The sequence below is a fragment of the Pseudomonas sp. S2_H10 genome (genome assembly GCF_054668285.1).
Genome location: NZ_CP162754.1, coordinates 6596218 through 6616736 on the forward strand (window position 1 = coordinate 6596218; position 20519 = coordinate 6616736).

Consider the following 20519-nt stretch of genomic DNA (forward strand, 5'->3'; position numbering starts at 1 on the left):
TGAGTGAGTCGTAAAGGTGGGCGACTATATCGGAAGGAGGAAGATTGATGTCTCGTAGTTGATTGCAAGTTATTTAATGGTTGCTGAAAGTGTTGGAGGCCATTTGTTTTCGGCGGCGGTGTAAGTGTGTGTTTAACTCAAAAAGGTTTTTCACGTAATTCCGGAAAACACCGGTACCTGTAGGAGCCGGCTTGCCGGCGATGGTCGTCAACGATAACGCGTGCGTCCTGACTAAGCGCGGCGCACTTGAGTCCATCGCCGGCAAGCCGGCTCCCACAGGTATTACGGTGTTTCCTGTCAGTCGTTCAGCTTCAGAAATCCCACGTTGTGGTCAGCATCACGTTGCGTGGTTCGCCGTAGTAGGTGGTGTCGAAGTTGCCCAGGCCCGTCAAATAGCGTTTGTCGAAGACGTTGTTGGCATTGACGGTGAAGCTCAGGTTCTCGTTGAACTGGTAGCGGCTCATCAGGTCGACGAGGGTGTAGCCGCCTTGCTTGATGCGGGTGTAGTCGCCCACGGTCGGGCTGTAGATCTTGCCGTAGAACGCGCTCTGCCAGCTGATGCCGCCGCCGATGGTCACCTGGTCCAGTGCGCCGGGCAGGCGGTAGGTGGTGAACGTGCGCACGACGTGTTCCGGTTTGCTGGTCGACAGCGGGAAGCCATAGATGCGCTGCTCATCGGCGTCACGGGTGCGGGCGTAGGTGTAGCCGGCCGACACGTTCCAGCCATCGGTTACTTCACCGGCCAGTTCCAGTTCCACGCCTTTGGTGGTCGCGCCGTCGATGGCTTTGTAGATGCCTTCGTTGGTCACCGGGTTGGTGCCGATCGATTCGGCGACACCGTCTTGTTCGATGCGGAAGAAGGCCAGGCTGGCGTTCAGTCGGCCGTCGAAGTAAGCGGCTTTCAGGCCGGCTTCGTAGCTGTCGCCTTCGACCGGGGCCAGGGTCGAGCCGTTGATGTCCTTGTAGGTTTGCGGCTGGTAGATGCTGGTGTAGCTGGCGTAGGCCGAGTAGGTGTCGTCCAGGTCATAAACCACGCCGGCGTAGGGCGTGACCACCCCATGTTCCTTGTAGCTGGCATGGGTGTCATCGAGGCCGGCATCCGGATAGTACGAATAGTCTTCGTTGTACTTGTAGGTGCTCAAGCGGCTGCCGAGGATGATCGACAGGTCGTCGGTCGCGTGCAGGCGCGTGGCCAGGTACAGGCCGTTCTGGCTCTGGGTGCGTTCGTACTTGCCGTTTTTCGGGAAGTTCTGTTCCGGCAGATCGCCGTTCCAGTCATAGATGCTGCCCGGGACCATGGCGAAGGCGCTGGTGTCGAAGGTCGCGCCGGTCTGGCGTGAGTGGGAAGCCATGAAACCCGCCGTCAGCTCATGTTCGCGGCCACCGAGGGTAAAGGGGCCGGAGACGTTGACGTCAGCGGTGTTTTGCACGCGATGACCTTCCCAGCGCCCCCAGTACAGGAACATGCCTTCACCAGTGGCGCGGTCCGGGTTGCCGCCGCTGGCCGAGGCCAGGCGAGTGTCGTGATCGGTGGTTTTCTGGTCGAAGGTGGCCTTGAACTTCCAGTCGTTGGCCAGGGCCTGTTCCAGGGAGGCGAAGTAGGTGATGTCGTCGAAGTCGCGACGACTCCAGTCGGCGCCCGGGTTGAAGTGACGCGGGAAGTCGGTACGCCCGCCATCGGAGAAGTACACCGGGTTGCCGGTCCAGGACGAACCGCGCGGGGTGGCGCTCGATTTGTCGACACCGAAGGTCAGCAGGGTGTCGGGTGTCAGGTCGGCTTCGAGGATGCCGTAGAACAGGTCTTTCTTCTGGCTGTAATGGTCCTGGTAGGAGTTCTTGTCGGAATAAGCGCCGACAAAGCGGCCACGCACGCTGCCGGAATCGTTCAGCGAACCGGAAATGTCACCGACGCTGCGATAGGCGTCCCACGAACCGACGGTCCCGCTGATCGACGCCTTGAACTCCTTGGTCGGCTTCTTGCGGATCAGGTTGACGGTGGCGGACGGGTCGCCCGCACCGGTCATCAGGCCGGTCGCGCCCTTGACGATCTCGATGCGGTCCAGGCTGGAGGCGTCGTCGCCGTTGGCAGGGTTTTCACCGTAGACACCGTCATACGGAATGTTGATGCCGTCGTACTGGAAGTTGGTGATGGCAAAACCACGGGCGGAAAATTCGGTACGGTCACTGTCGTACTTCTGCGTCGAAATGCCGGGGGTGTTGCGCAGAGCATCGCCGACGCTCTGCACGCCGCGGTCGTCCATCTGCTGGCGGGTGATGACCGTCACCGATTGCGGCGTCTCGCGGATCGACAGGGGCAGGCCGGTGGCCGAAGACGTGGAACCGGTGGTGTAGGAGCGGGTGCCTTCGGTGGTGGCGCCGAGCGCCTGGCCGGAAATGGTCGTTGCCCCCAGTTGCAGTACGCCGTCGTCCCTGGCCGGCTTCTTCTCGGCATCGGTTTCAGCGGCGTGGGCAGCGAGGCTCAGCAGGGCGGCGGGCAGGGCCAGCGCCAGAGGGCACAAGGCAAAACGGAAACGGGCGACAAGCTGGTGCGACATGGGGATCCCTTTGCATCGAATCGATCGGTAGTTGAAGTGCTTCTGAGGGGTTAACCGAACGAAAAACGCAAAGGGGAACTGCCGTGTGAAAAAAATTGATAATTATTCTCAGCGAGCCAGCCCCAGCCGCTGATGCCACTGGGTGATGGATTCTTCGGGGTACAGATCGAACTGCTGATCCCCGGGCTGCACCTGGATCGTCGCGGCTATTGGACAGGCACCAGAATCGCGTCGCCGGTCGCCACCAGTTTCAGTTGATCGCCGGTTTGCGCGAACAGCTCGGCGCGGGCGAACACCTGCTTCTTGCCGGCCTTAACCACGCGGCCCCGGGCGATGAACACTTCACCCACCGCAGGCGCGAGGCAATTGACCGAGAAATGCGAGGCCAGCACGTTGCCGGCGACCGTCCCGGCGGCAAAGCCGCAGGCGGTATCGAGCATCGCGCCAATCAGGCCGGCATGCAGGAAGCCGGCGTATTGCGCCATGTCGGCTGCGCGAAAAGCCAGGGTGAGTTCGGCTTCGCCGCTTTCGGCGCGGGTCACTTCGAAACCGGCCCAGCGGTTGAAGGCCGAGGTCGAGTTGATCTGTTTGAGTGTGTCGAGCATGGCGAATCCCTCCGGTTGAGGCATCAACATGCGCCGGGTTTCGGGGCGTGTCATCGTTGATCAGTCAGCGTGATAGGGCGTTGGATTTGTGGTGAATGGGCTGGCCTCATCGCGGGCAAGCCCGCTCCCACAGGATTTGTGGTTGAACATAAGACTGTGTTCACCACAATCCCCTGTGGGAGCTGGCTTGCCGGCGATGAACGATTACACGGTCCCACTGGACGCCCACCAACGGCCAAGTCAGCATGGCCCTCTAAAAAACCGGGATCAAAACCCAATGCGACGATTACCTTCCCTGGCAGCCCTGCGCACCTTCGAATGCGCCGCCCGCCATGCCCATTTCGGCCGTGCGGCGGCCGAGCTGTGTGTCACCGACAGCGCGGTCAGCCATCAGATTCGCCAGCTCGAAGAGCAGCTCGGTGTATCGCTGTTCGTGCGCGAGGGCCGGCAGATTCGCCCGACCCTGGCCGCCGGGCGCCTGATGCAGAGCTTGCAACAAGCCTTCGAGCTGATTGGCGAGGCCTGCGATGAACTGCGCGACCCTTCATCCCTGGCGGTATTGCGCCTGGCGGTCACCGCCGAGCTGGCGCAGAAGTGGCTGATGAGCCGGCTCACGGATTTCTACGCGCGTTACCCGCACATCACCTTGCACCTGTACGAGCAACCGATCGACGCCACGGCGCCCGGGGAGGACATCGACCTGGCGATCACCTACGGCACCGGTCCCGTGGACAGCTCCGCGTATTTCGTCCGGCCGCTGCCGGCGCTACAGTTCTTCCCGGTGTGCAGCCCCGGGCTGTTCAACCAGGGCTCGCTGAAAACCCCGAAAGACCTGGTTCGCCATTGCCTGCTGCACGACGATCAGGACGGCAAGACCTGGACCGCGTGGCTCACCAGCCATGCCGGCGACCAGCGCCCCGACCGGCAGCTGTATTTCGCCCACGCCGGGCTCGCGCTGGAAGCCGCCGCGCAAGGGCAGGGCGTGGCCATGGGCGACAACCTGACGGCCCAGGAAGATTTGCTCAGCGGTCGCCTGGTCCGGCCATTCACGTCCAGCATGACCGCCCTGGGCCAATACGCGCTGGTGTGCGAACGGGTGCGGCTGGAACGTCCGGCGGTGGCGCAGATGCTGGAATGGTTCAACGATCAGTTGCTCGATTGATGAGTTGAATTCAAGTATTCCGTAATATTCATCGTTGGCGAGCCAGGCGCCAACGCCCTTAGCCTGTGGTCATTCCAATCCCTGCTGAAGAGGTTTGACCATGGCCCGTTTGCTCGACACCACCCCCAAACAGGACGGTTTCCGTCTGCCCGGCGAATTCGAAGCCAAGTCCGGCTGCTGGCTCGGCTGGCCGGAGCGCACTGACGTGTGGCGCAACGGTGCCAAGCCTGCGCAGAAAGTCTGGGTGCAGATCGTCACCGCCATCTCCATGAGCGAACCGGTGACCGTGTGCGCCTCGGCGGCCCAGTTCGCCACCGCGCGCCGGCAGTTGCCGCCGCAAGTGCGCGTGGTGGAAATGACCTGCAACGACACCTGGTTCCGCGACAGCGGCCCGTGCTTTGTGGTCAATGACCAGAGCGGCGAAGTGCGCGGCGTCGACTTCGAATTCAACGCCTACGGCGGCCTCGACGGTGGCTTGTACTACCCGTGGGACAAGGATGACCAGATCGCGAGCAAGATCCTCGAAATCGAACGCTTCGACCGTTATCGCGCGCCGCTGATCGCCGAACTGGGCGGCATCCAGAGCGACGGCCAGGGCAGCATCCTCACCACCGAACAATGCCTGCTCAACCGCAACCGCAACCAGCATCTGGGCAAGGACGAAGTCACCCGTCGCCTGACCGATTACCTTGGCGCCGAGCAGGTGATCTGGCTGCCACGGGGCTGCAAATTCGACGAAACCGATGGCCATGTCGACGACCTTGCGTGCTTCGTGCGTCCCGGCGAAGTGGTGTTGCAATGGACCGACAACCGCGACGACCCGCAGTGGGAAATCTATCAGGAGGCCTACGACATCCTGCGCAGCACCCGCGACAGTCGTGGCCGCGAGTTGATCGTGCACAAGCTGCCGCAGCCGGATGTGCTGGAGTGGACCGCCGAAGAAGCCGAAGGCCTGGACCAACAGGACAGCACCCATACCCGCCAGGCCGGGACGAAAATCTGCGCGTCGTACATCAACTACTACGCCGGCAACAGCTCCATCGTGGTGCCGCTGTTTGGTGATCGCAACGACAAGGTGGCGATGGCGACCCTGGCCGAGCTGTTCCCGCAGCACAGCATCGTCGGTATCGAAAACTCCCGGGAAATCCTCCTCGGCGGCGGCAACGTCGCGTGCATCACCATGCCGCAGTACGCTGGCAAAGGAGTGTAACCATGGGCCTGCACAAACTGACTCAAGCAATACTGCTGGTGCTTGCACCCCTGTGTGTGCAGGCCGCCGATACCGCCAAGCCGGTGGTCAACCTGTACATCTGGGGCGAGTACCTGGCCCCCGACACCTTGAAGAACTTTGAAGCGAAAACCGGCATCCATGTGGTGGCCGATCATTTTGACTCCCTGGAAACCGTCGAGACCAAGTTGCTCACCGGCCGCAGTGGCTACGACCTGGTGCTGACGGCGGGGCAGCACCTGTCCCGGGCTATCGAGAGTGGCGCGGTGCAGACGGTCGACAAGCAGCAGCTGCCGCACTTTGCCGGCGTCGGCGAGGAGTTCCGCCAGCACATGGCGGTGTTCGATCCGGGCAACCGTTATGCCGGGATCTACGCCTGGGGCACCACGGGCGTGGGCTATCAGGAGGAGGCGGTCAAGCAGCGCCTGCCCGACGCGCCGACCGACAGTTGGGCCATGCTGTTCGACCCGGCCGTGGTTTCTAAATTCGCCGATTGCGGCGTCAGCCTGCTCAACGATCCCAACGAAGTGTTTGCGGCGGTCATGAAATACATGGGGCTGGACATCAACCGCCAGAACCTCGACGACCTGAAACTGGCCGAACAGCAACTGGCGAAGATTCGGCCGTACATTCGCTACTTCGACAACGACCTGAACATCAGCGACCTGGCCAACGGCAACACCTGCGTGGCGATGTCGTGGAACGGCAACGTGGGCATCGCGGCAGGCCAGGCCGAGGCCGCGGGCAAGCCGTATTCGCTCAAGTACCGGATTCCGAAGGAGGGCACGCTGATCTGGTTCGACGCCATGGTCATTCCCGGGGACGCACCGCATCCAAAGGCTGGTCTTGCCTTGATGGACTACCTGATGACCCCGGAGGTGATCGCGCCGATCACCGACACCATCCATTACGCCAATGCGATCACGGCGGCGGATGCCTTGGTCGACCCGGCGATCCGCAACGATCCGGGGACGTACCCGCCGGCGGCGGTCAAGGCTTCGCTGTACAGCAAGAATGACAATGGCAAGGCGTTCAACCGGGCGTTGATCCGGGCGTTCAGTCGGTTGAAGTCGGGGTTGTAGTGTTATCTGGTCTGACGCCATCGCTGGCAAGCCAGCTCCCACAGGTTTTGTGTTCGACATAAGACCTGTGGGAGCGGGCTTGTCGGGTCGCCGCATCGCAGCGATGAACGATAACGCGGTCTATTTGTTAGGCAACCGCCACAAATACCAGGCCGCCACCGTCCGATACGGGCTCCACCCCAACCCGATCTCGATCATCTGCTTGCGCGTCGGCTGCACGTCCAGCCCCTTGAGCCGTCGATAACCCTCACGCACGCCAAAATCATCGGCCGGCAGGATATCCGGCCGCTCCAGGCTGTAGATCAGCAGCATTTCCACAGTCCAGCGACCGACGCCGCGCAACGTGATCAACCGTTCGATCAGCGCTTCATCGTCCATGGCCAGCGCCGTGGCGTAATCCGGCACCAAGCCGTCCAGCGACGCCTGGGCGATGCCCTGGATGGTCGCGATCTTGCTCGCGGAAAACCCGCAACTGCGCATCCGGTCGAAATCGGTCGCGACGATCTGCTCGGGCCGGGGAAACGCACCCGAACCAAACAGCGCCAGCAGGCGGCCGACAATCGCATCGCCGGCCCTGGCGTGCAGTTGCTGATAGGCAATCGCCCGCACCAGCGATTCATAGGGATCACGCGCCGGATGTGGTTGGTGCAGGCACGGGCCGATGGTGTCGATGTGGCGGCGCCAGTCTTCATCGATGGCGGCCAGGAACCGACTGGCGGCCAGATAGCCGTCGGACATGGGCTCAGGCTTTCCCGGACGGTTTCAACAGGGCGTTCACTTCGCCGTAGGTCAACGCCTTCAGGTCATGGCTGTCGAACTTGCCGGTTTGCAGAAAGCTTTTGGCGATGCCGGCCATGGCGCCGTAGAGGAATTCGGCGATGCCCGACCCGGCGCTCAGGCGGCGAACGCCGAGTGCCTCGAGCGCTTCGGGTGACGGCAGGCCCGGGAACCCGAGCACATTCAGTGGCAGCGAGGTGCCGTGGCACAGCGCCTTGATCTCGTACTCGCCGGTAACGCCGGCCGCGAACAGGCCGTTGGCCCCGGCCGCCTGATACAGCGCGGCGCGCCTGAGGGTTTCGGCGACGCGATCTTCGGCAGGCACCAGGCCGCGCAGGTAGACATCGGTGCGTGCATTGATGAACAGGTTGACGTTGCGCCGTTCGGCCACCTGGCGGGCGGTTTCAATCTTGCGTACCAGCAACTCCGGCGGCGAGGAACCGTCCTCGATGTTGATCCCGACGGCGCCGGCGGCGATCACCGCGTCAACCACCTGTGCCACGCGTTCCAGGTCATCGGAATAACCGGCTTCGATGTCCACGGTCAGCGGCACACAAATGACCCGGGCAATTGACTCGACGGTCGAGACCAGGCGCTCGAGGGGCAGGGTATTGCCGTCCGGATAACCATGCACCCAGGCCACCGCCGCGCTGCTGGTGGCCACGGCCTTGTTGCCCAGTTGCTCCACCAGTCGCGCCCCGGCGGCATCGGCGACGTTGGTGAGGATCAGCAAACCCTGCTGATGCAATTGGTGCAGTTGATTGTCGAGCCTGTCCATCGAGCTTCCTTCCTTTTGAAAAAGACGTGGGGGTTCAGAGCGCCAGCTGCTCCGTGAGCTGCACCGGCGCGTTCTCCAGCCTGAGCAGAAACGCCTTGCGTGGCTGGCCTCCAGCGTAGCCGGTCAGCGAGCCGTCGGCGCCGATCACCCGGTGGCAGGGCACCACAATCGATAAGCGGTTATGCCCGTTGGCCAGGCCCACCGCCCGGCTGGCACCGGGCTTGCCGAGGATCGCCGCGATGGCGCCGTAGGTGGTGGTCCGGCCGTAGGGGATCTTCGCCAGTTCCGCCCAGACCCGGCGCGAGAACTCGCTGCCGGGCATGTGCAAGGCCACGCTGAACTCGGTGAGCGTGCCGGCGAAATACTCGGACAATTGCGCCTCGATCTGCTGCAAATGCACGTTGTGCCCCGGTGCCACGGCATAACCGAAACGGTTTTGCAGCGCTTCAACCTCCGGGGGCAGCGATGCCTGGTCGAGAAACTCGAGCAGCACCAGCCCACGCCGTTCGGCCATGGCGATCATCGGCCCCAGCGGCGTGGTCAGGCGCGTGAACAGCAGCGGCTCGCTGTTGGCCGCGCGGCCCGGGGTGATGTGGAACGACTTCTGGAAGGCATCGCGGAAACCACTCAGGGACTCGTAGCCGGAATCGAAGGCGACGGCGTCGATGGAGTCGCCCTGTTTGATCCCGCCCAATGCCATGCCCAGGCGCCGGGCGCGCAGCCAGGCGTGGAAGGTCATGCCGAAATGCTGCTTGAACCAGCGCCGCAGTTTTAGCGGCTCGATGCCTGCGGCCAGTAGCTGGGCGTCGGTCCAGCGCTGTTCCGGGTCGGCGTCTACCGACTTGAACAACGTCTGCACCCAGTCCGGCGCGCTGGCGGCGGTGTCCATTGGTTTGCAGCGCAGGCAGGCGCGGTAGCCCGCCGCCAGGCACTGTTGGGCGTTGGCAAAGAACTCGACGTTCTCGGGCTTCGGACTGCGGGCGGTGCAGCCGGGGCGGCAGAAGATGCCTGTGGTCTTGACCGCCGTAAAGAACACGCCCTCGTAGGAGGTGTCTCGTTCGAGCATGGCGCGAACCATCTCGGTGCGGGGCGGGAGCAGCGTTTTTTGTAGGTTCATGGGCGCAGCATAGATCGCGTCAGGGGTGGTCTCCACCGGAAAATCGACAGCGAATTTCGTTCATTGCAGGCAGTACCCTGTGGGAGCGAGCCTGCTCGCGAAGGCGGCGTGCCAGTCACCTCGATACTGGATGACACTACGCTTTCGCGAGCAGGCTCGCTCCCACACTGATTACCAACATTTCAGGCGCGTCTGGCCATCAGCAGGACCGAAGCCGCTGCCGACAACAACCCGGCGCAGCAGCGGTTGAACATCCGCTTGCCCGACGGCCTGGCGAACCAGCGACGCATGTGCAGGCCCATGTAGGCATAGGCGCCGATGGCGATCCACTCCAGCACCAGGAACAGCGTGCCCAACACCACGAACTGCGGCGCAATGGCCTGGGTCGAGTCGACGAATTGCGGCAGGAACGCGGTGAAGATCAGGATGGCCTTGGGGTTGCCGGCCGCCACCAGGAACTCCTGCCGGGCCAGCGCCAGGGTGCCCACTGGTGCAGTGGTGACCAGGTTTTCGACACCGGGGTCGGCGCGCCACAATTGCCAGGCGAGGTAGAACAGATACGCCGCGCCGAGGATCTTGATCGCGTAGAACAACAGCTCGGAGGTCTGCAGCACCACCGCCAGCCCCGCCGAGGCCAGGGCAATCATCCCAGCGAACGCCAGCAACCGGCCGATGCCGGCCACGCACGCGGTGCGGTAGCCATAGCGGGTCGAATTGCTGACCGACAACAGGTTGTTGGGGCCGGGTGCCATGTTGAGGGCGAAGCAGGCCGGCAGAAACAGCGTGAGGGTGGCGAGGTCCATGATCGGCTCCTGTAGCAAGAGCGCTATTTTTATCACAGCCAGGCTGAGAGCAGACCCATACAGTCATGGGCCTGAACCACCGTATCAGGTGTTATCTGGCGAATTTTTTCGCCCCGGCGACGCAGAGGATCACGGCAACGGTGACACCCAGCATGCCGACGCTGACATGCTCATGCAGCAGGGTGGCGGCCAGGGTCAGCCCGAAAAACGGCTGCAGCAGCTGCAATTGTCCAACGGCGGCGATCCCTCCTTGGGCCAGCCCGCGATACCAGAACACGAAGCCGATCAGCATGCTGAACAGTGAGACGTAAGCCAGGCTGAACCAGGCCGGCAGGCTGATGCCGCTGAACGAAGCCGGCATGCGCATCCAGCTGAGCAGCGCCACGACCGGCAGCGATAGCACCAGCGCCCAGCTAATCACCTGCCAGCCACCGAGGGTGCGCGACAGCTTCGCGCCTTCGGCATACCCCAGGCCGCAGGCGAGGATCGCCAGCAGCATCAGGATGTCGCCTTGCGGGGATGCGGTCAGCCCTTGGGACAGGGCAAACCCGACCACCAGCAGGCTGCCCAGCACCGAGAAAATCCAGAACGCCGCCCGTGGCCGCTCGCCGCCGCGCAGTACGCCGAACACCGCCGTCGCCAGGGGCAGCAGGCCAACGAAGACGATGGAGTGCGCGGACGTCACATATTGCAGCGCCAGCGCGGTCAGCAGGGGAAAGCCGATGACCACGCCCAGGGCAACGATGATCAGCGGTATCAGTTGCTGGCGCGCCGGGCGTTTTTCCTTGAACAGCCACAGCAGGCCTAGCGCGAGTATTGCCGCGATGGTTGCGCGCGCGACCGTCAGGAACACCGGGTCGAACTCCATCACCGCCACCCGTGTCGCCGGCAGCGAGCCGCTGAAAATCACCACGCCGATCAGGCCGTTGATCCAGCCGCTGGTGCTGTTCTCCAGCGTCCGCTGTTGCAGGTTCGAGGTCCGTTCCATTTGGCTCACGCTCATTGTCTGATTGCACGAAGCCCATCGTATGAGCGACTATCGATACAATCAAAAAATTGTCATGGATACATCTCGACATGCCACGATCACGCTATAAAACGCTGGTGGATGCCTTTGCCGCCGACATCCGTTCCGGGTGTCTGCCGCCCGGCACGCGCCTGCCGACTCACCGGCAACTGGCAACCGAGCACGGTCTGGCGCTGGTCACCGCCAGCCGGGTGTATGCAGAGCTCGAGGGCATGGGCCTGGTCAGCGGCGAAACCGGACGCGGGACCTTTGTCAGGGAAACTTCGCTGCCGCCGGGGCAGGGCATCTCCCAGCATGTGGTGGCGGCGGGGATGCTTGACCTGAATTTCAACTACCCGTCATTGCCCGGCCAGGCCGACCTGTTGCGCAATGCCTTGCGGCAGCTGGCGTTGTCCGGTGACCTCGAGGCGCTCCTGCGTTATCAGCCCCACGCGGGACGCCTGCATGAGCGGGCCTCGGTCGCGCGCCATCTGGTCCAGCGCGGGCTCAACGTGCCGGCCGAACAGGTGTTGATCGTCAGCGGTGCCCAGCATGGCCTGGCGGTGACGCTGATGACGCTGCTCAAGCCCGGTGATGTGATCGCCGCCGATGCGCTGACCTATCCCGGTTTCAAGACCCTGGCCGAGAGCCTGCATCTGGAAGTCTTGCCGATTCCGGTCACGGACACCGGACCTGATCTGGTCGCGCTGGAAAAACTCTGCCGCAGCCGATCGGTGCGGGCCGTTTACTCGATGCCGACCTTGCACAACCCCTTGGGCTGGGTGATGGATGCCGCTCAGCGCGAGCAACTGGTGGCGATAGCGCGCCAGCATGACCTGACGATCATCGAGGACGCCGCCTACGCGTTCCTTGCCGAAAACGTACCGCCGCCATTGGCCGAGCTGGCGCCGGAGAGAACGGTGTACGTCTCGGGCCTGTCGAAGAATGTCGCCACCGGACTGCGCGTCGGCTTCATTGCCGCGCCGGCGCAATGGGTCGCCGCCTTCGAGCGCACCATCATGGCGACCACCTGGAACACCCCCGGCGTGATGACCGCCATCGCCACGGCCTGGCTCGACGATGGCACCGTCGGCCAGCTGGAGGCGCAAAAGCGTGCGGACGCCCAGGCCAGGCAGGCCCTGGCCCGCGAGGTGCTTGCGGGGCTCAAGACCATCAGTCACCCCAATTCCTACTTCATCTGGTTGCCGTTGGCCGAAGACGCCCGGGCCGACCAGATCGCCATGGCGCTCATGCGCGAGCAGGTCTCGGTGTCGCCGGCCGAGCCCTTTGCGATTTCGGCTCACGTGCCCCACGCGATACGCCTGGCGCTGGGTTCGGTGGACATGGATTCGCTGCGCCTGGCCTTGGCCAAAGTGAAAAGTGTCGTGGATTACTACTCATAGCGAGACAGGGGAGTTTTGTTCAATACGCGAGCCGGCTGGCTCATTACCTTTAGGGCCTTGTTCAACTCGATGGAAGAAGGTGTGCAATGAGTCTGATGATATCCATGGCGGCGTTTGCGCTGGTCGCGTCCATCACGCCGGGGCCGGTGAATATCGTGGCGTTGAGTTCCGGCGCGCGCTTTGGCTTCAGGGCCAGCCAGCGTCATGTGGCCGGGGCCACGCTGGGGTTTGTCCTGCTGCTGGTGCTGATGGGATTGGGCCTGCATGAGCTGTTGCAACAGTGGCCGGCCCTGACACAGGTGGTGCAATGGGCGGGTGTCGCTTTCCTGTTGTACATGGCGTTCAAGCTGGCGGCTGACAATGGGCAGGTGCAAGCCAGTGATTCGGCGCAAGCCCCGTCGATGCTGTATGGCGCGATCATGCAGTGGCTCAACCCGAAGGCCTGGCTGGCCTGCGTGGCGGGCATGGGTGCGTTCGTCGCCGATGGCGAGGCACGCCTGGTCTGGCAGTTCGCGGCGATCTATCTGGTGATCTGTTATGTGTCGGTGGGGTGCTGGGCGTATGCCGGGACGTTTTTGCGTGGGTTTTTGAACAACCCGGCGGGGATGCGATTGTTCAATCGCGCCATGGCGTTGTTGCTGGTGGTGAGTGCGGTGTATCTGCTGTTGCCGTAACGGCAGTCACCACAGACTCAACCAAACCACAGATTCAGCCTATGCCTCAGCCGCGATACTGCCCCGGCGTAGCCGCCAAATGCTGTTTGAACGCCCGTTGAAAATGCGCCTGATCGGCGAACCCCGCTTCCAGCGCCACGTCGGCAATCAGCTTGCCGCTGCGCAATTGATCCCGGGCGAACTGGATGCGCCGGTTCACCAGGAACGCGTGGGGCGTCATGCCGTAATGCTGTTTGAAAGCGCGGATCAGGTAGGACGGTGACAGTTGCGCCGCCTCGCAGATGTCTTCGAGCCTGAGGGTTTGCGTGCAGTGTTCGCGGATGTAATCGGCTGCACGCTCAAGCTTGAAATTGGGTTCGCGCAGCGGCTGATCGACCGGGTTGAGTCGCAACTGGACTTCAGTGAAAAACTCCACGGCCACGCTGTGTTTGCGCAGCACATCCTGCCGCGGATCGACCAACACCTCATACAAGCCCGCCACGCCGGCAAACAGGCTGGCGTCCTGGGTATGGGTCAGCGAAAAACGGCGAAACGCCGAGTCATCGCTGAACCCGAGCTGGTGCTGCAAGTCGGTTAGCCACGGCGTATCGACGTACAACATCAGGTACGACCAGGGCTGGTCTTCGATCGGGTTGCAGGCGTGGACGTCGCCGGGGTTCATCAGCACCACCGTGCCGACGCCGACCTCGAAGGCCGACTGCTCATGCAGATAGGTGCTGCGCCCGGCGGTGATCGCCCCGATGGAAAAGTGCTCGTGGGCGTGTCGGGTGTAGCAGACTTCGCGCCCGTCGGCGATGGAACGGGCCTCGATGAAGGGCAGGGCGTCATCGCGCCAGAAGCGCGGGGCCTGGTCGGCGTTCTTGGCTACGGCGTGCTTCATGCTCGGTCCTCGGCAGGTCAGTGCCCGAGTGTATTAGCTCTCGCCGTCAAAGGCTCGTTGCAGTGCGGCGATGTCGAGTTTTTTCATCTGCATCATCGCCTGCATGGCCCGTTGCGATTTTTTCGTATCGGGGTCCTTGATCATGTCCATCATGGCGACGGGGACGATCTGCCACGACAGCCCGAACTTGTCCCTGAGCCAACCGCATTGCTGGGCCTCGGGTGCGCCACCGGCCGAAAGGTTGCCCCAGTAATGGTCGACTTCTTCCTGGCTCAGGCAATTGACCTGAAACGACACCGCCTCGCTGAACTTGAACAACGGCCCGCCGTTGAGGCCGGTGAAACTCTGCCCGTCGAGCTCGAAGCTGACTGTCATCACCGAGCCTTCGGGCCGACCGTGGAACTCGAAGCCGGCGTGGCCGTAATGGGTGATGGCGGTGATTTTCGAATGGTCGAAGATCGAGCAATAGAACTTCGCCGCCTCTTCGGCCTGATCGTCGAACCACAGGCAGGGCGTGAGTTTTTGTACACGTTGCATGGCGGGCACTCCTCGGCAGGTTATGCATGCTGGATTACAGCGTAGCCAGCCTGAATGGGTTCGGCAGTACCGTAGATCGCCAAACGGGGTGTTTCAGGGGGCGCTCAGAACGCCCAGCGGGTGGTCAGTTGCAGGGTGCGCGGTTCGCCGTAAAACCCGGTGCCGAAGTTGCCCAGCCCGGTGTAGTAGGTTTTATCGAACAGGTTCTTCACGTTCAGTGTGGTGCTCAGGTGCTCGTTGAAGCGATAGCGCGCCATCGCGTCTACCAGGGCGTAGCCCGGCTGGGTGATCGTGGTGTCCTGACCGACGTTCACGCTGTCGACGGGGTCGGGGCGGAACACGTTGCCGAAGAATTCGCTTTGCCAACTCACGCCTGCACCGACGGTGAGCCCGTCCCACGCCCCTGGCAGGCGGTAGGTGCTGAAGACTCGCACCACCTGTTGCGGTGCAGTGGTTTGCAGCACCGAGCCGTAGACGTAGTCACCCTTGGCATCGCGGGTGTGGTTGTAGGTGTAGCCGGCCGACAGGTTCCAGCCATCGCGCAATTCGCCGGCCAGTTCGAACTCGAAACCTTTGGTGGTGGCGCCCTGGACGGCGCGGTACACCGACTCGGTATCCACGCCGCTGACATACTCGGCGATGTTGTCCTGCTCGATGCGGTACAGGGCGAAACTGGCGTTCAGGCGTCCGTCGAAGTATTCGGCCTTGATGCCCGCCTCAAGGCTTTTGCCTTGCACCGGATCGAGCAGTTGCCGGTTGACGTCCTTGCTCATTTGCGGCTGATAGATGCTGGTGTAGCTGGTGTACACCGACCAGGTGTCATCGAGGTCGTAGACCAGCCCGGCGTAAGGCGTGACGACACCGCTCTGGTGATAGCTGTCGCGCAGGTCGGCGGTCTGCGGGTCGCTGTAGTCCAGGTCGTCGTGTCCGCTGAAGTTGCTGACACGGGTGCCGAGGATCAACGCCAGGTCATCGGCGGGTTTGAGCCGGGTGGCCAGGTAGGCACCGGTCTGGCGCTGGACGATGTCGTCGCTGCCCACCCGCGGGATCTCGGGTTTGGCAAACTCGCCGCGCCAGTCGAAGATGCTGCCGTCCACCGGCGGGTATACCGAGCCGTACACCGGGATGTCCTGGCGCGTATTCATCGACATGAAGCCCATGATCAGTTGGTGTTCGCGGCCTGCCAGCGTGAACGGACCGCTCAGGTTGACGTCGATGTTGTCCTGCACCTGGTCGCCCTTGAACCTGCCCATGTACATGAACATGCCTTCACCGCTGACCGGGTCCGGGTTGCCGCCGCTGGCAGAGGCGAGGAAGGTATCGTGCTGGCGGTGCTTGCGGTCGTAACTGACCTTCAGCGCCCAGTCGTTGGCCAGTTGCTGCTGCACCTTGGCGAACAGCGTCTGGTTGGTGAAATCGCGACGGCTCCAGTCGGTGGCCGGGTTGAAGGAACGGGAGAAGTCGGTGCGCGAGCCGTCGCTGTAGTACATCGGGAAACCGGTCCAGCTGGCGCCCCGGGAGCGGGTGTCTTGCTGGTCGATGCCGACGGTGACGAGGGTGTCCGGGGTCAGGTCGGCCTCGACTATGCCGTAGGCGATGTCCCGGGTGTTGCGGTAGTGATCGACGTAGGCGCTGCGGTCCTGATAGACGCCCACCAGACGCCCGCGGACATTGGCGCTGGCGCTCAGCGGGCCGGAAATGTCGCCTTCGCTGCGGTAGTTGTCCCAGGAGCCGACGGTGCCGCTGACCGAGGCCTTGAAGGTCGAGGTCGGGCGCTTGCGAATAAGGTTGACCGTCGCCGAGGGATCACCCGCCCCAGTCATCAGGCCGGTCGCGCCCTTGATGATCTCGATGCGGTCATAGGGGGCCATGTCGGTGCTGGTGGTGCCGTAGTCATAGACGCCGTCGTAGTCGGTATTGACGCCGTCGTACTGGAAGTTGGTGATCGGCAGGCCCCGGCTGGAAAACTCCCAGCGCTCGCTGTCGTAGTTCTGCACGCTGATGCCGGGAGCGCGGCGCAGGGCGTCGACGATACTGGTGGCGCCCTGGTCGTCCATCATTTGGCGAGTGATGACCGTGACCGATTGCGGCGTTTCGCGCAGGGACAGCGGCAGGCCGATGGCTGAAGACGTCGAGCCGATGGTGTAGGCGTGGGAGTCCTCGCTGATGGACCCGGGTGCCTGCCCGGAAATATTCGTCGCCCCCAGTTCCAGTGCGCCCTGTTCGACAGCAGCGGCGTGCAACACGTAGCCGCCGTCCCCCTGGCGTTGCGCTTGCAGGCCGCTGCCTTGCAGCAGGCGTTGCAAGGCTTGCTGCCGGCTGTAGACACCGTTGAGGCCAGGGCTGCGTTTGCCGGCAGCGAGGTCATTGTGCCCGGCGAGAAAAATCCCGGCCTGTTCGGCAAAGCTGTTGAGGACGCTGACCAGCGATCCGGCCGCAATGGCGTAATGGCGTGCCTGGCTGTCGGGTTGTTCGCGGTTGACGAGGGGGCCGGCATGAGCCGGCGCCACTTGCATACCCGGTACGCCAATCGCCAGCGCCAGCACCAGCGGATGCACGGCGAAGCGGTTGCGGGTCACGGTGGCGCGCGGCATGGAGTTCCCGGGAGTCGGATCATTCGGCATTCGAAGTGCTTGAAGAATTAACCGAACGAGAAAGGCAAAAGGGAACCGCTGCGCCAGAAAAAACCTTCATCAGGCTTTCGGGCCGACGCTGACCCACCATTCCAGCGTCTTGTGCACCCGCACCGGCAATGCCGCTTCGAGCAGGCGCAAGGCCTGGTCGGTGTCCTTGAGCGGGAACGAACCCATGACCGGCAGCCCGGCCACTGCCGGGTCACATCCCAGGTGCCCGGGACGGTAACGGCTCAGCTCTTCGAGCAACTGCCCCAATGGCAGGTTGTCCGCCAGCAACAGGCCTCGGTGCCAGGCTTCGCGGCCGGCCGAGGCAGCGGTCGCTGCAGGCAGGTGGTTTTGCGTAAAGCACAGCTGTTGTCCGGCCTTGATCACCTGCACCTGACCCTGGGGAGTGCGGACTTCGACTGCGCCTTCGTAGACGTTCAGCAACGTTTGCCGGTCATCCTGGCGCACGCTGAAACGCGTGCCCAGCGCACGCATCCGGCCCTCGGCGGTTTGCACCAGCAGCGGACGACTGGTGTCCTTGGCGGTGTCGATCAACACTTCTCCGGCCTGCAGCAGCAGTAACCGTTGGACGCTGTCGAAACGCACATTCAGCGCACTCAGGGCGTTGAGCCAGACCCGGCTGCCATCGCTGAGCCGTGCTTCGCGGGTTTCGCCGGTGCCGGTGGCGAGGTCGGCGGTCCAGCGGGCCAGGGTCAGCGGCAGGGCGCTTTGCCGCCATGCGCTCCAGCCGAGCCCGCCGCCCGCCGCCAGAATCAGCAGGCTCTTGACCGACTGGCGGCGGCTGATGGAAGAGCGGCCGCTATTGCGCAACACGTGGCCGGCCGCTTGTTGATGATTGTCCTGTAGCGCGGCAAAGCGCTGGCTCACGCGCTCGACGTAGTGCCATGCCGCCTGATGCTCGCCGCTTTGCGCCAGCCAGGCTTGCCAATGCTCGCGCTCCTGCTCGCCGACCTGTTGATCGTTGAGCTGCACGTACCAACTGGCCGCCTGTTCGAGGCTGGCATGGCTGATGGCGTTTGTGGCGGCGCGGGTCATTGAATCAGCAGGCCGTCGAGTTCGGCTTCGAGCATTGCGCAATGCATCAGGGCCTGGGCCAGGTACTTTTTCACCATGCGCTCGCTCACGCCGATTTCCTCGGCAATGTTGCGGTAGGGCAGCCCATGCACCTGCGCCAGGATGAACGCCTCACGCACCCGCTGGGGCAGGCGCTGCAGCATGGCATCCACTTCGTACAGGGTTTCGACGATGATCGCCCGCTGCTCCGGCGAGGGCTGGACGGCCTGGGGCTGTGCGGCCAGGGTCTCGAGCCACGCCTGTTCCAGCTGTCGACGACGCCAGTGGTCAATGCACAGGCCACGGGCGATGGTCGCCAGATAAGAGCGTTCGTGGGTTTCCCCGTCAAACACCTGAGGCCGCTTGAGCACCCGGATGAAGGTGTCATGGGCCAGGTCGGCGGCATCGAACGCATTGTTCAAGCGTCGGCGCAGCAACTCGTGCAGCCAGTGGTGGTGGCTGGCATAGAGGTTCTGGACGCTGGAGGAGTCGGCAGCCGTCATCGTGAGTACATGTCCATGGGTGATCCGTTCACCCGCGTAAATAAGAATTGATCGCGATTAAAACAAAAGGCCTATGACTGTGCAAATGATATTGGTTTGCTTTTATCAGGCCCGAGCGGGCTTTGAGTGGGTGTGTAGTCTTAATGACTCAATATTGAGTCATTAAGACTATTTTGTGCTCGAGTCAAATAGACTCTGCTTCCTTGAGGTCATTGATTTACAAGGGAGTATTTTCTGGCACGAAACATGAAACAGGCAACGTACAACTGAACGCCATCAGGAGTACGCCACCATGTTCAACTTCTTCAGCAACCCCCGCAACGTCCTTCAACTGTCCAGCCGCGTGCTCGGCGCGGGTCTGGCGATGCTGCTGGCCGGCATCTACGGGGCCTATCTCTACGACGGTCATCTGTCGATCATCGTGCTGGTGAGCCTGCACGCCATGACGATTATCGGCCCGACCCTGTTGAAAATCGGCTATGTCATGCGCCTGTTTTCCCAGTACCGCCTGAGCCGAGGCCCGGTCCGGGTGGTGGCTTGATGCGCCGGCTTGCCGTTGCGCCGCTCTTCAGCCTGGGCTTTCGCCCGTTCTTTCTCGCCGGGGCCGGGTTCGCCAGCCTCGCCGTGGCGTTCTGGGCCGTGTGGCTGTATGGCGGTTTACCTGGTGCGCAACCGCTGGGCGGCATGCTGGCCTGGCATCGACATGAGATGCCCTTCGGCTTTGCCTCGGCCATCATCGCCGGGTTCCTGCTGACGGCGGTGCCCAACTGGACCGGCCGGCCGGCGCTCAAGGGCTGGCCGCTGATCGGCCTGGTGCTGGTGTGGCTGCTGGCGCGGCTGGCCTGGTGCCTGCCGCTGCCCGCGCTCTTGCTACTGGCCTTGCAGGCTCCGTTTCTGCCGCTGCTGGCGTGGGTGCTGGGGCGCGATCTGCTGGCTGCGGGCAAGCGCGAGAATTATCCGATTCTGTTGATGGTGGCGCTGTTGGCCGGGTGTCAGGCGTTGACGTTGCTGGGGTTGGCCGTTGATGACGGCAATCTGCAGCGGCAGGGCGTGCTGGGCTCCTTGTGGCTGGTGGGCGCGCTGATGAGCGTGATCGGCGGGCGGGTGATCCCGTTCTTTATCCAGCGCGGCTTGAACCGTCCGCCAACGCCTGCGGCGCACCCGTTGCCGGGCAAGGTGCTGCTGGTCAGCGCCATGCTCGCGGCGGTGTCCTTTGCCGCCGGCTTGAACGACGTTCCGCGCATATCGCTGGCGCTATTGTTTGCGTTGATCAGCGGTTTGCATCTGCTGCGCCTGTGGCGTTGGCATGACCCTGGCCTGTGGCGCGTGCCGCTGCTGTGGTCGCTGTACCTGGCCTACGCCTGGCTCGCGGTGGCGGCGCTGGCCATGGCGCTCTGGCACCTGGGTTGGTTGCCGCAACAAAGCCTGGCCACCCATGCGCTGGCCGTCGGCGGTATCGGCGGGTTGATTCTGGCGATGATCGCGCGGGTCGGCCTGGGGCATACCGGGCGCCTGTTGCAGCCGTCGAAGGCGATCGTTGCGGGTTTTGCCCTGGTGATGCTGGCGGGGGCGTGTCGCGTGTGGCTGGTGCCGTTCTTCGGCTATGGCCTGGCGCTGTCGGCGCTGTTGTGGTGTGGCGCGTTTGCGCTGTTTGTCGGGCGCTACACCGGCATTTTGTTGGGGCCGAGGCTCTAGCGAGCGCTTCCATGGCCGC

At 63.2% G+C, this 20519-nt stretch carries 19 protein-coding genes and 1 pseudogene; 7 read left to right on the forward strand and 13 right to left on the reverse strand.

Annotated features, from left to right (window positions below; translation table 11 throughout):
• Positions 1–311: 311 nt before the first annotated feature.
• The 3 genes and pseudogenes from AB4O16_RS29935 to AB4O16_RS29945 all read right to left on the reverse strand — a co-directional run bounded on the left by AB4O16_RS29935 (position 312) and on the right by AB4O16_RS29945 (position 3160).
• On the reverse strand, positions 312–2555 hold the full coding sequence (locus tag AB4O16_RS29935; RefSeq protein ID WP_460156576.1) for a TonB-dependent siderophore receptor: 2244 nt from the start codon (positions 2553–2555) through the stop codon (positions 312–314).
• Positions 2556–2663: 108 nt separating this feature from the next.
• Positions 2664–2753, reverse strand: a pseudogene (locus tag AB4O16_RS29940) (GFA family protein); the annotation flags it as partial.
• 8 nt (positions 2754–2761) lie between these two features.
• A complete protein-coding gene (locus AB4O16_RS29945; RefSeq protein ID WP_460156577.1) occupies positions 2762–3160 on the reverse strand; it encodes a PaaI family thioesterase in 399 nt (132 codons plus the stop codon).
• A 277-nt stretch (positions 3161–3437) separates the two neighbouring features.
• Here AB4O16_RS29945 and AB4O16_RS29950 point away from each other — a divergent pair, with 277 nt between their 5' ends.
• The 3 genes from AB4O16_RS29950 (at position 3438) to AB4O16_RS29960 (ending at position 6632) form a co-directional block, all read left to right on the forward strand.
• On the forward strand, positions 3438–4322 hold the full coding sequence (locus AB4O16_RS29950; RefSeq protein ID WP_160389790.1) for a LysR substrate-binding domain-containing protein: 885 nt from the start codon (positions 3438–3440) through the stop codon (positions 4320–4322).
• 100 nt (positions 4323–4422) lie between these two features.
• Positions 4423–5532 carry an agmatine deiminase gene (gene aguA / locus AB4O16_RS29955; protein ID WP_160389791.1) on the forward strand — a complete coding sequence of 370 codons (1110 nt, stop codon included), beginning with the start codon at positions 4423–4425 and terminating at the stop codon, positions 5530–5532.
• Positions 5533–5534: 2 nt separating this feature from the next.
• Complete coding sequence (locus AB4O16_RS29960) at positions 5535–6632, forward strand: extracellular solute-binding protein (protein ID WP_460156578.1); 1098 nt, start codon at positions 5535–5537, stop codon at positions 6630–6632.
• A 120-nt stretch (positions 6633–6752) separates the two neighbouring features.
• Here AB4O16_RS29960 and AB4O16_RS29965 read toward each other — a convergent pair whose 3' ends face one another.
• The 5 genes from AB4O16_RS29965 to AB4O16_RS29985 all read right to left on the reverse strand — a co-directional run bounded on the left by AB4O16_RS29965 (position 6753) and on the right by AB4O16_RS29985 (position 11095).
• Positions 6753–7370 (reverse strand): DNA-3-methyladenine glycosylase family protein, encoded by a 618-nt coding sequence (locus AB4O16_RS29965; RefSeq protein ID WP_460156579.1) that lies wholly within the window; start codon positions 7368–7370, stop codon positions 6753–6755.
• Between the two features lie 4 nt (positions 7371–7374).
• Positions 7375–8187, reverse strand: coding sequence for an isocitrate lyase/PEP mutase family protein (locus AB4O16_RS29970; protein ID WP_460156580.1), 813 nt, complete (start codon positions 8185–8187; stop codon positions 7375–7377).
• A gap of 34 nt (positions 8188–8221) precedes the next feature.
• On the reverse strand, positions 8222–9304 hold the full coding sequence (locus AB4O16_RS29975; protein WP_460156581.1) for a bifunctional transcriptional activator/DNA repair enzyme AdaA: 1083 nt from the start codon (positions 9302–9304) through the stop codon (positions 8222–8224).
• A 182-nt stretch (positions 9305–9486) separates the two neighbouring features.
• On the reverse strand, positions 9487–10107 hold the full coding sequence (locus AB4O16_RS29980) for a LysE family translocator (RefSeq protein WP_460156582.1): 621 nt from the start codon (positions 10105–10107) through the stop codon (positions 9487–9489).
• Between the two features lie 91 nt (positions 10108–10198).
• Positions 10199–11095: a DMT family transporter gene (locus AB4O16_RS29985; protein WP_460156583.1), complete on the reverse strand. Its 897-nt coding sequence runs from the start codon at positions 11093–11095 to the stop codon at positions 10199–10201.
• 89 nt (positions 11096–11184) lie between these two features.
• Here AB4O16_RS29985 and AB4O16_RS29990 point away from each other — a divergent pair, with 89 nt between their 5' ends.
• A complete protein-coding gene (locus AB4O16_RS29990; protein ID WP_460156584.1) occupies positions 11185–12516 on the forward strand; it encodes an aminotransferase-like domain-containing protein in 1332 nt (443 codons plus the stop codon).
• Positions 12517–12602: 86 nt separating this feature from the next.
• Entirely contained in the window at positions 12603–13190 is a 588-nt protein-coding gene (locus AB4O16_RS29995) for a LysE family translocator (protein WP_150718355.1), read from the forward strand.
• A 46-nt stretch (positions 13191–13236) separates the two neighbouring features.
• Here AB4O16_RS29995 and AB4O16_RS30000 read toward each other — a convergent pair whose 3' ends face one another.
• From AB4O16_RS30000 to AB4O16_RS30020, 5 genes are all read right to left on the reverse strand, one after another.
• Positions 13237–14070, reverse strand: a complete 834-nt coding sequence (locus tag AB4O16_RS30000) for an AraC family transcriptional regulator (protein WP_160389799.1) — start codon at positions 14068–14070, stop codon at positions 13237–13239.
• A gap of 33 nt (positions 14071–14103) precedes the next feature.
• Positions 14104–14607 (reverse strand): VOC family protein, encoded by a 504-nt coding sequence (locus AB4O16_RS30005; protein ID WP_460156585.1) that lies wholly within the window; start codon positions 14605–14607, stop codon positions 14104–14106.
• 104 nt (positions 14608–14711) lie between these two features.
• A complete protein-coding gene (locus AB4O16_RS30010; RefSeq protein WP_460158101.1) occupies positions 14712–17123 on the reverse strand; it encodes a TonB-dependent siderophore receptor in 2412 nt (803 codons plus the stop codon).
• A 177-nt stretch (positions 17124–17300) separates the two neighbouring features.
• A complete protein-coding gene (locus tag AB4O16_RS30015) occupies positions 17301–18284 on the reverse strand; it encodes a FecR domain-containing protein (RefSeq protein WP_460156586.1) in 984 nt (327 codons plus the stop codon).
• Positions 18281–18805 carry a sigma-70 family RNA polymerase sigma factor gene (locus tag AB4O16_RS30020; RefSeq protein WP_150718350.1) on the reverse strand — a complete coding sequence of 175 codons (525 nt, stop codon included), beginning with the start codon at positions 18803–18805 and terminating at the stop codon, positions 18281–18283. Before AB4O16_RS30020 ends, AB4O16_RS30015 begins: the two co-directional genes overlap by 4 nt.
• Positions 18806–19097: 292 nt before the next feature.
• On the opposite strand from AB4O16_RS30020, the gene AB4O16_RS30025 reads away from it, so the two are divergent.
• Together AB4O16_RS30025 and AB4O16_RS30030 are read left to right on the forward strand one after the other, a co-directional pair.
• Positions 19098–19346 (forward strand): transmembrane sensor/regulator PpyR, encoded by a 249-nt coding sequence (locus AB4O16_RS30025; RefSeq protein ID WP_460156587.1) that lies wholly within the window; start codon positions 19098–19100, stop codon positions 19344–19346.
• On the forward strand, positions 19346–20500 hold the full coding sequence (locus AB4O16_RS30030) for an NnrS family protein (RefSeq protein ID WP_460156588.1): 1155 nt from the start codon (positions 19346–19348) through the stop codon (positions 20498–20500). The genes AB4O16_RS30025 and AB4O16_RS30030 overlap by 1 nt, the downstream gene beginning before the upstream one ends.
• The last annotated feature ends 19 nt before the right edge of the window (positions 20501–20519 follow it).

Coding starts and splice junctions, on each gene's coding strand:
- AB4O16_RS29935 (WP_460156576.1), bottom strand. CDS start 2,555: ATGTCGCACCAGCTTGTCGCCCGTTTCCGTTTTGCCTTGTGCCCTCTG.
- AB4O16_RS29945 (WP_460156577.1), bottom strand. CDS start 3,160: ATGCTCGACACACTCAAACAGATCAACTCGACCTCGGCCTTCAACCGC.
- AB4O16_RS29950 (WP_160389790.1), top strand. CDS start 3,438: ATGCGACGATTACCTTCCCTGGCAGCCCTGCGCACCTTCGAATGCGCC.
- aguA (WP_160389791.1), top strand. CDS start 4,423: ATGGCCCGTTTGCTCGACACCACCCCCAAACAGGACGGTTTCCGTCTG.
- AB4O16_RS29960 (WP_460156578.1), top strand. CDS start 5,535: ATGGGCCTGCACAAACTGACTCAAGCAATACTGCTGGTGCTTGCACCC.
- AB4O16_RS29965 (WP_460156579.1), bottom strand. CDS start 7,370: ATGTCCGACGGCTATCTGGCCGCCAGTCGGTTCCTGGCCGCCATCGAT.
- AB4O16_RS29970 (WP_460156580.1), bottom strand. CDS start 8,187: ATGGACAGGCTCGACAATCAACTGCACCAATTGCATCAGCAGGGTTTG.
- AB4O16_RS29975 (WP_460156581.1), bottom strand. CDS start 9,304: ATGAACCTACAAAAAACGCTGCTCCCGCCCCGCACCGAGATGGTTCGC.
- AB4O16_RS29980 (WP_460156582.1), bottom strand. CDS start 10,107: ATGGACCTCGCCACCCTCACGCTGTTTCTGCCGGCCTGCTTCGCCCTC.
- AB4O16_RS29985 (WP_460156583.1), bottom strand. CDS start 11,095: ATGGAACGGACCTCGAACCTGCAACAGCGGACGCTGGAGAACAGCACC.
- AB4O16_RS29990 (WP_460156584.1), top strand. CDS start 11,185: ATGCCACGATCACGCTATAAAACGCTGGTGGATGCCTTTGCCGCCGAC.
- AB4O16_RS29995 (WP_150718355.1), top strand. CDS start 12,603: ATGAGTCTGATGATATCCATGGCGGCGTTTGCGCTGGTCGCGTCCATC.
- AB4O16_RS30000 (WP_160389799.1), bottom strand. CDS start 14,070: ATGAAGCACGCCGTAGCCAAGAACGCCGACCAGGCCCCGCGCTTCTGG.
- AB4O16_RS30005 (WP_460156585.1), bottom strand. CDS start 14,607: ATGCAACGTGTACAAAAACTCACGCCCTGCCTGTGGTTCGACGATCAG.
- AB4O16_RS30010 (WP_460158101.1), bottom strand. CDS start 17,123: ATGCAAGTGGCGCCGGCTCATGCCGGCCCCCTCGTCAACCGCGAACAA.
- AB4O16_RS30015 (WP_460156586.1), bottom strand. CDS start 18,284: ATGACCCGCGCCGCCACAAACGCCATCAGCCATGCCAGCCTCGAACAG.
- AB4O16_RS30020 (WP_150718350.1), bottom strand. CDS start 18,805: ATGACGGCTGCCGACTCCTCCAGCGTCCAGAACCTCTATGCCAGCCAC.
- AB4O16_RS30025 (WP_460156587.1), top strand. CDS start 19,098: ATGTTCAACTTCTTCAGCAACCCCCGCAACGTCCTTCAACTGTCCAGC.
- AB4O16_RS30030 (WP_460156588.1), top strand. CDS start 19,346: ATGCGCCGGCTTGCCGTTGCGCCGCTCTTCAGCCTGGGCTTTCGCCCG.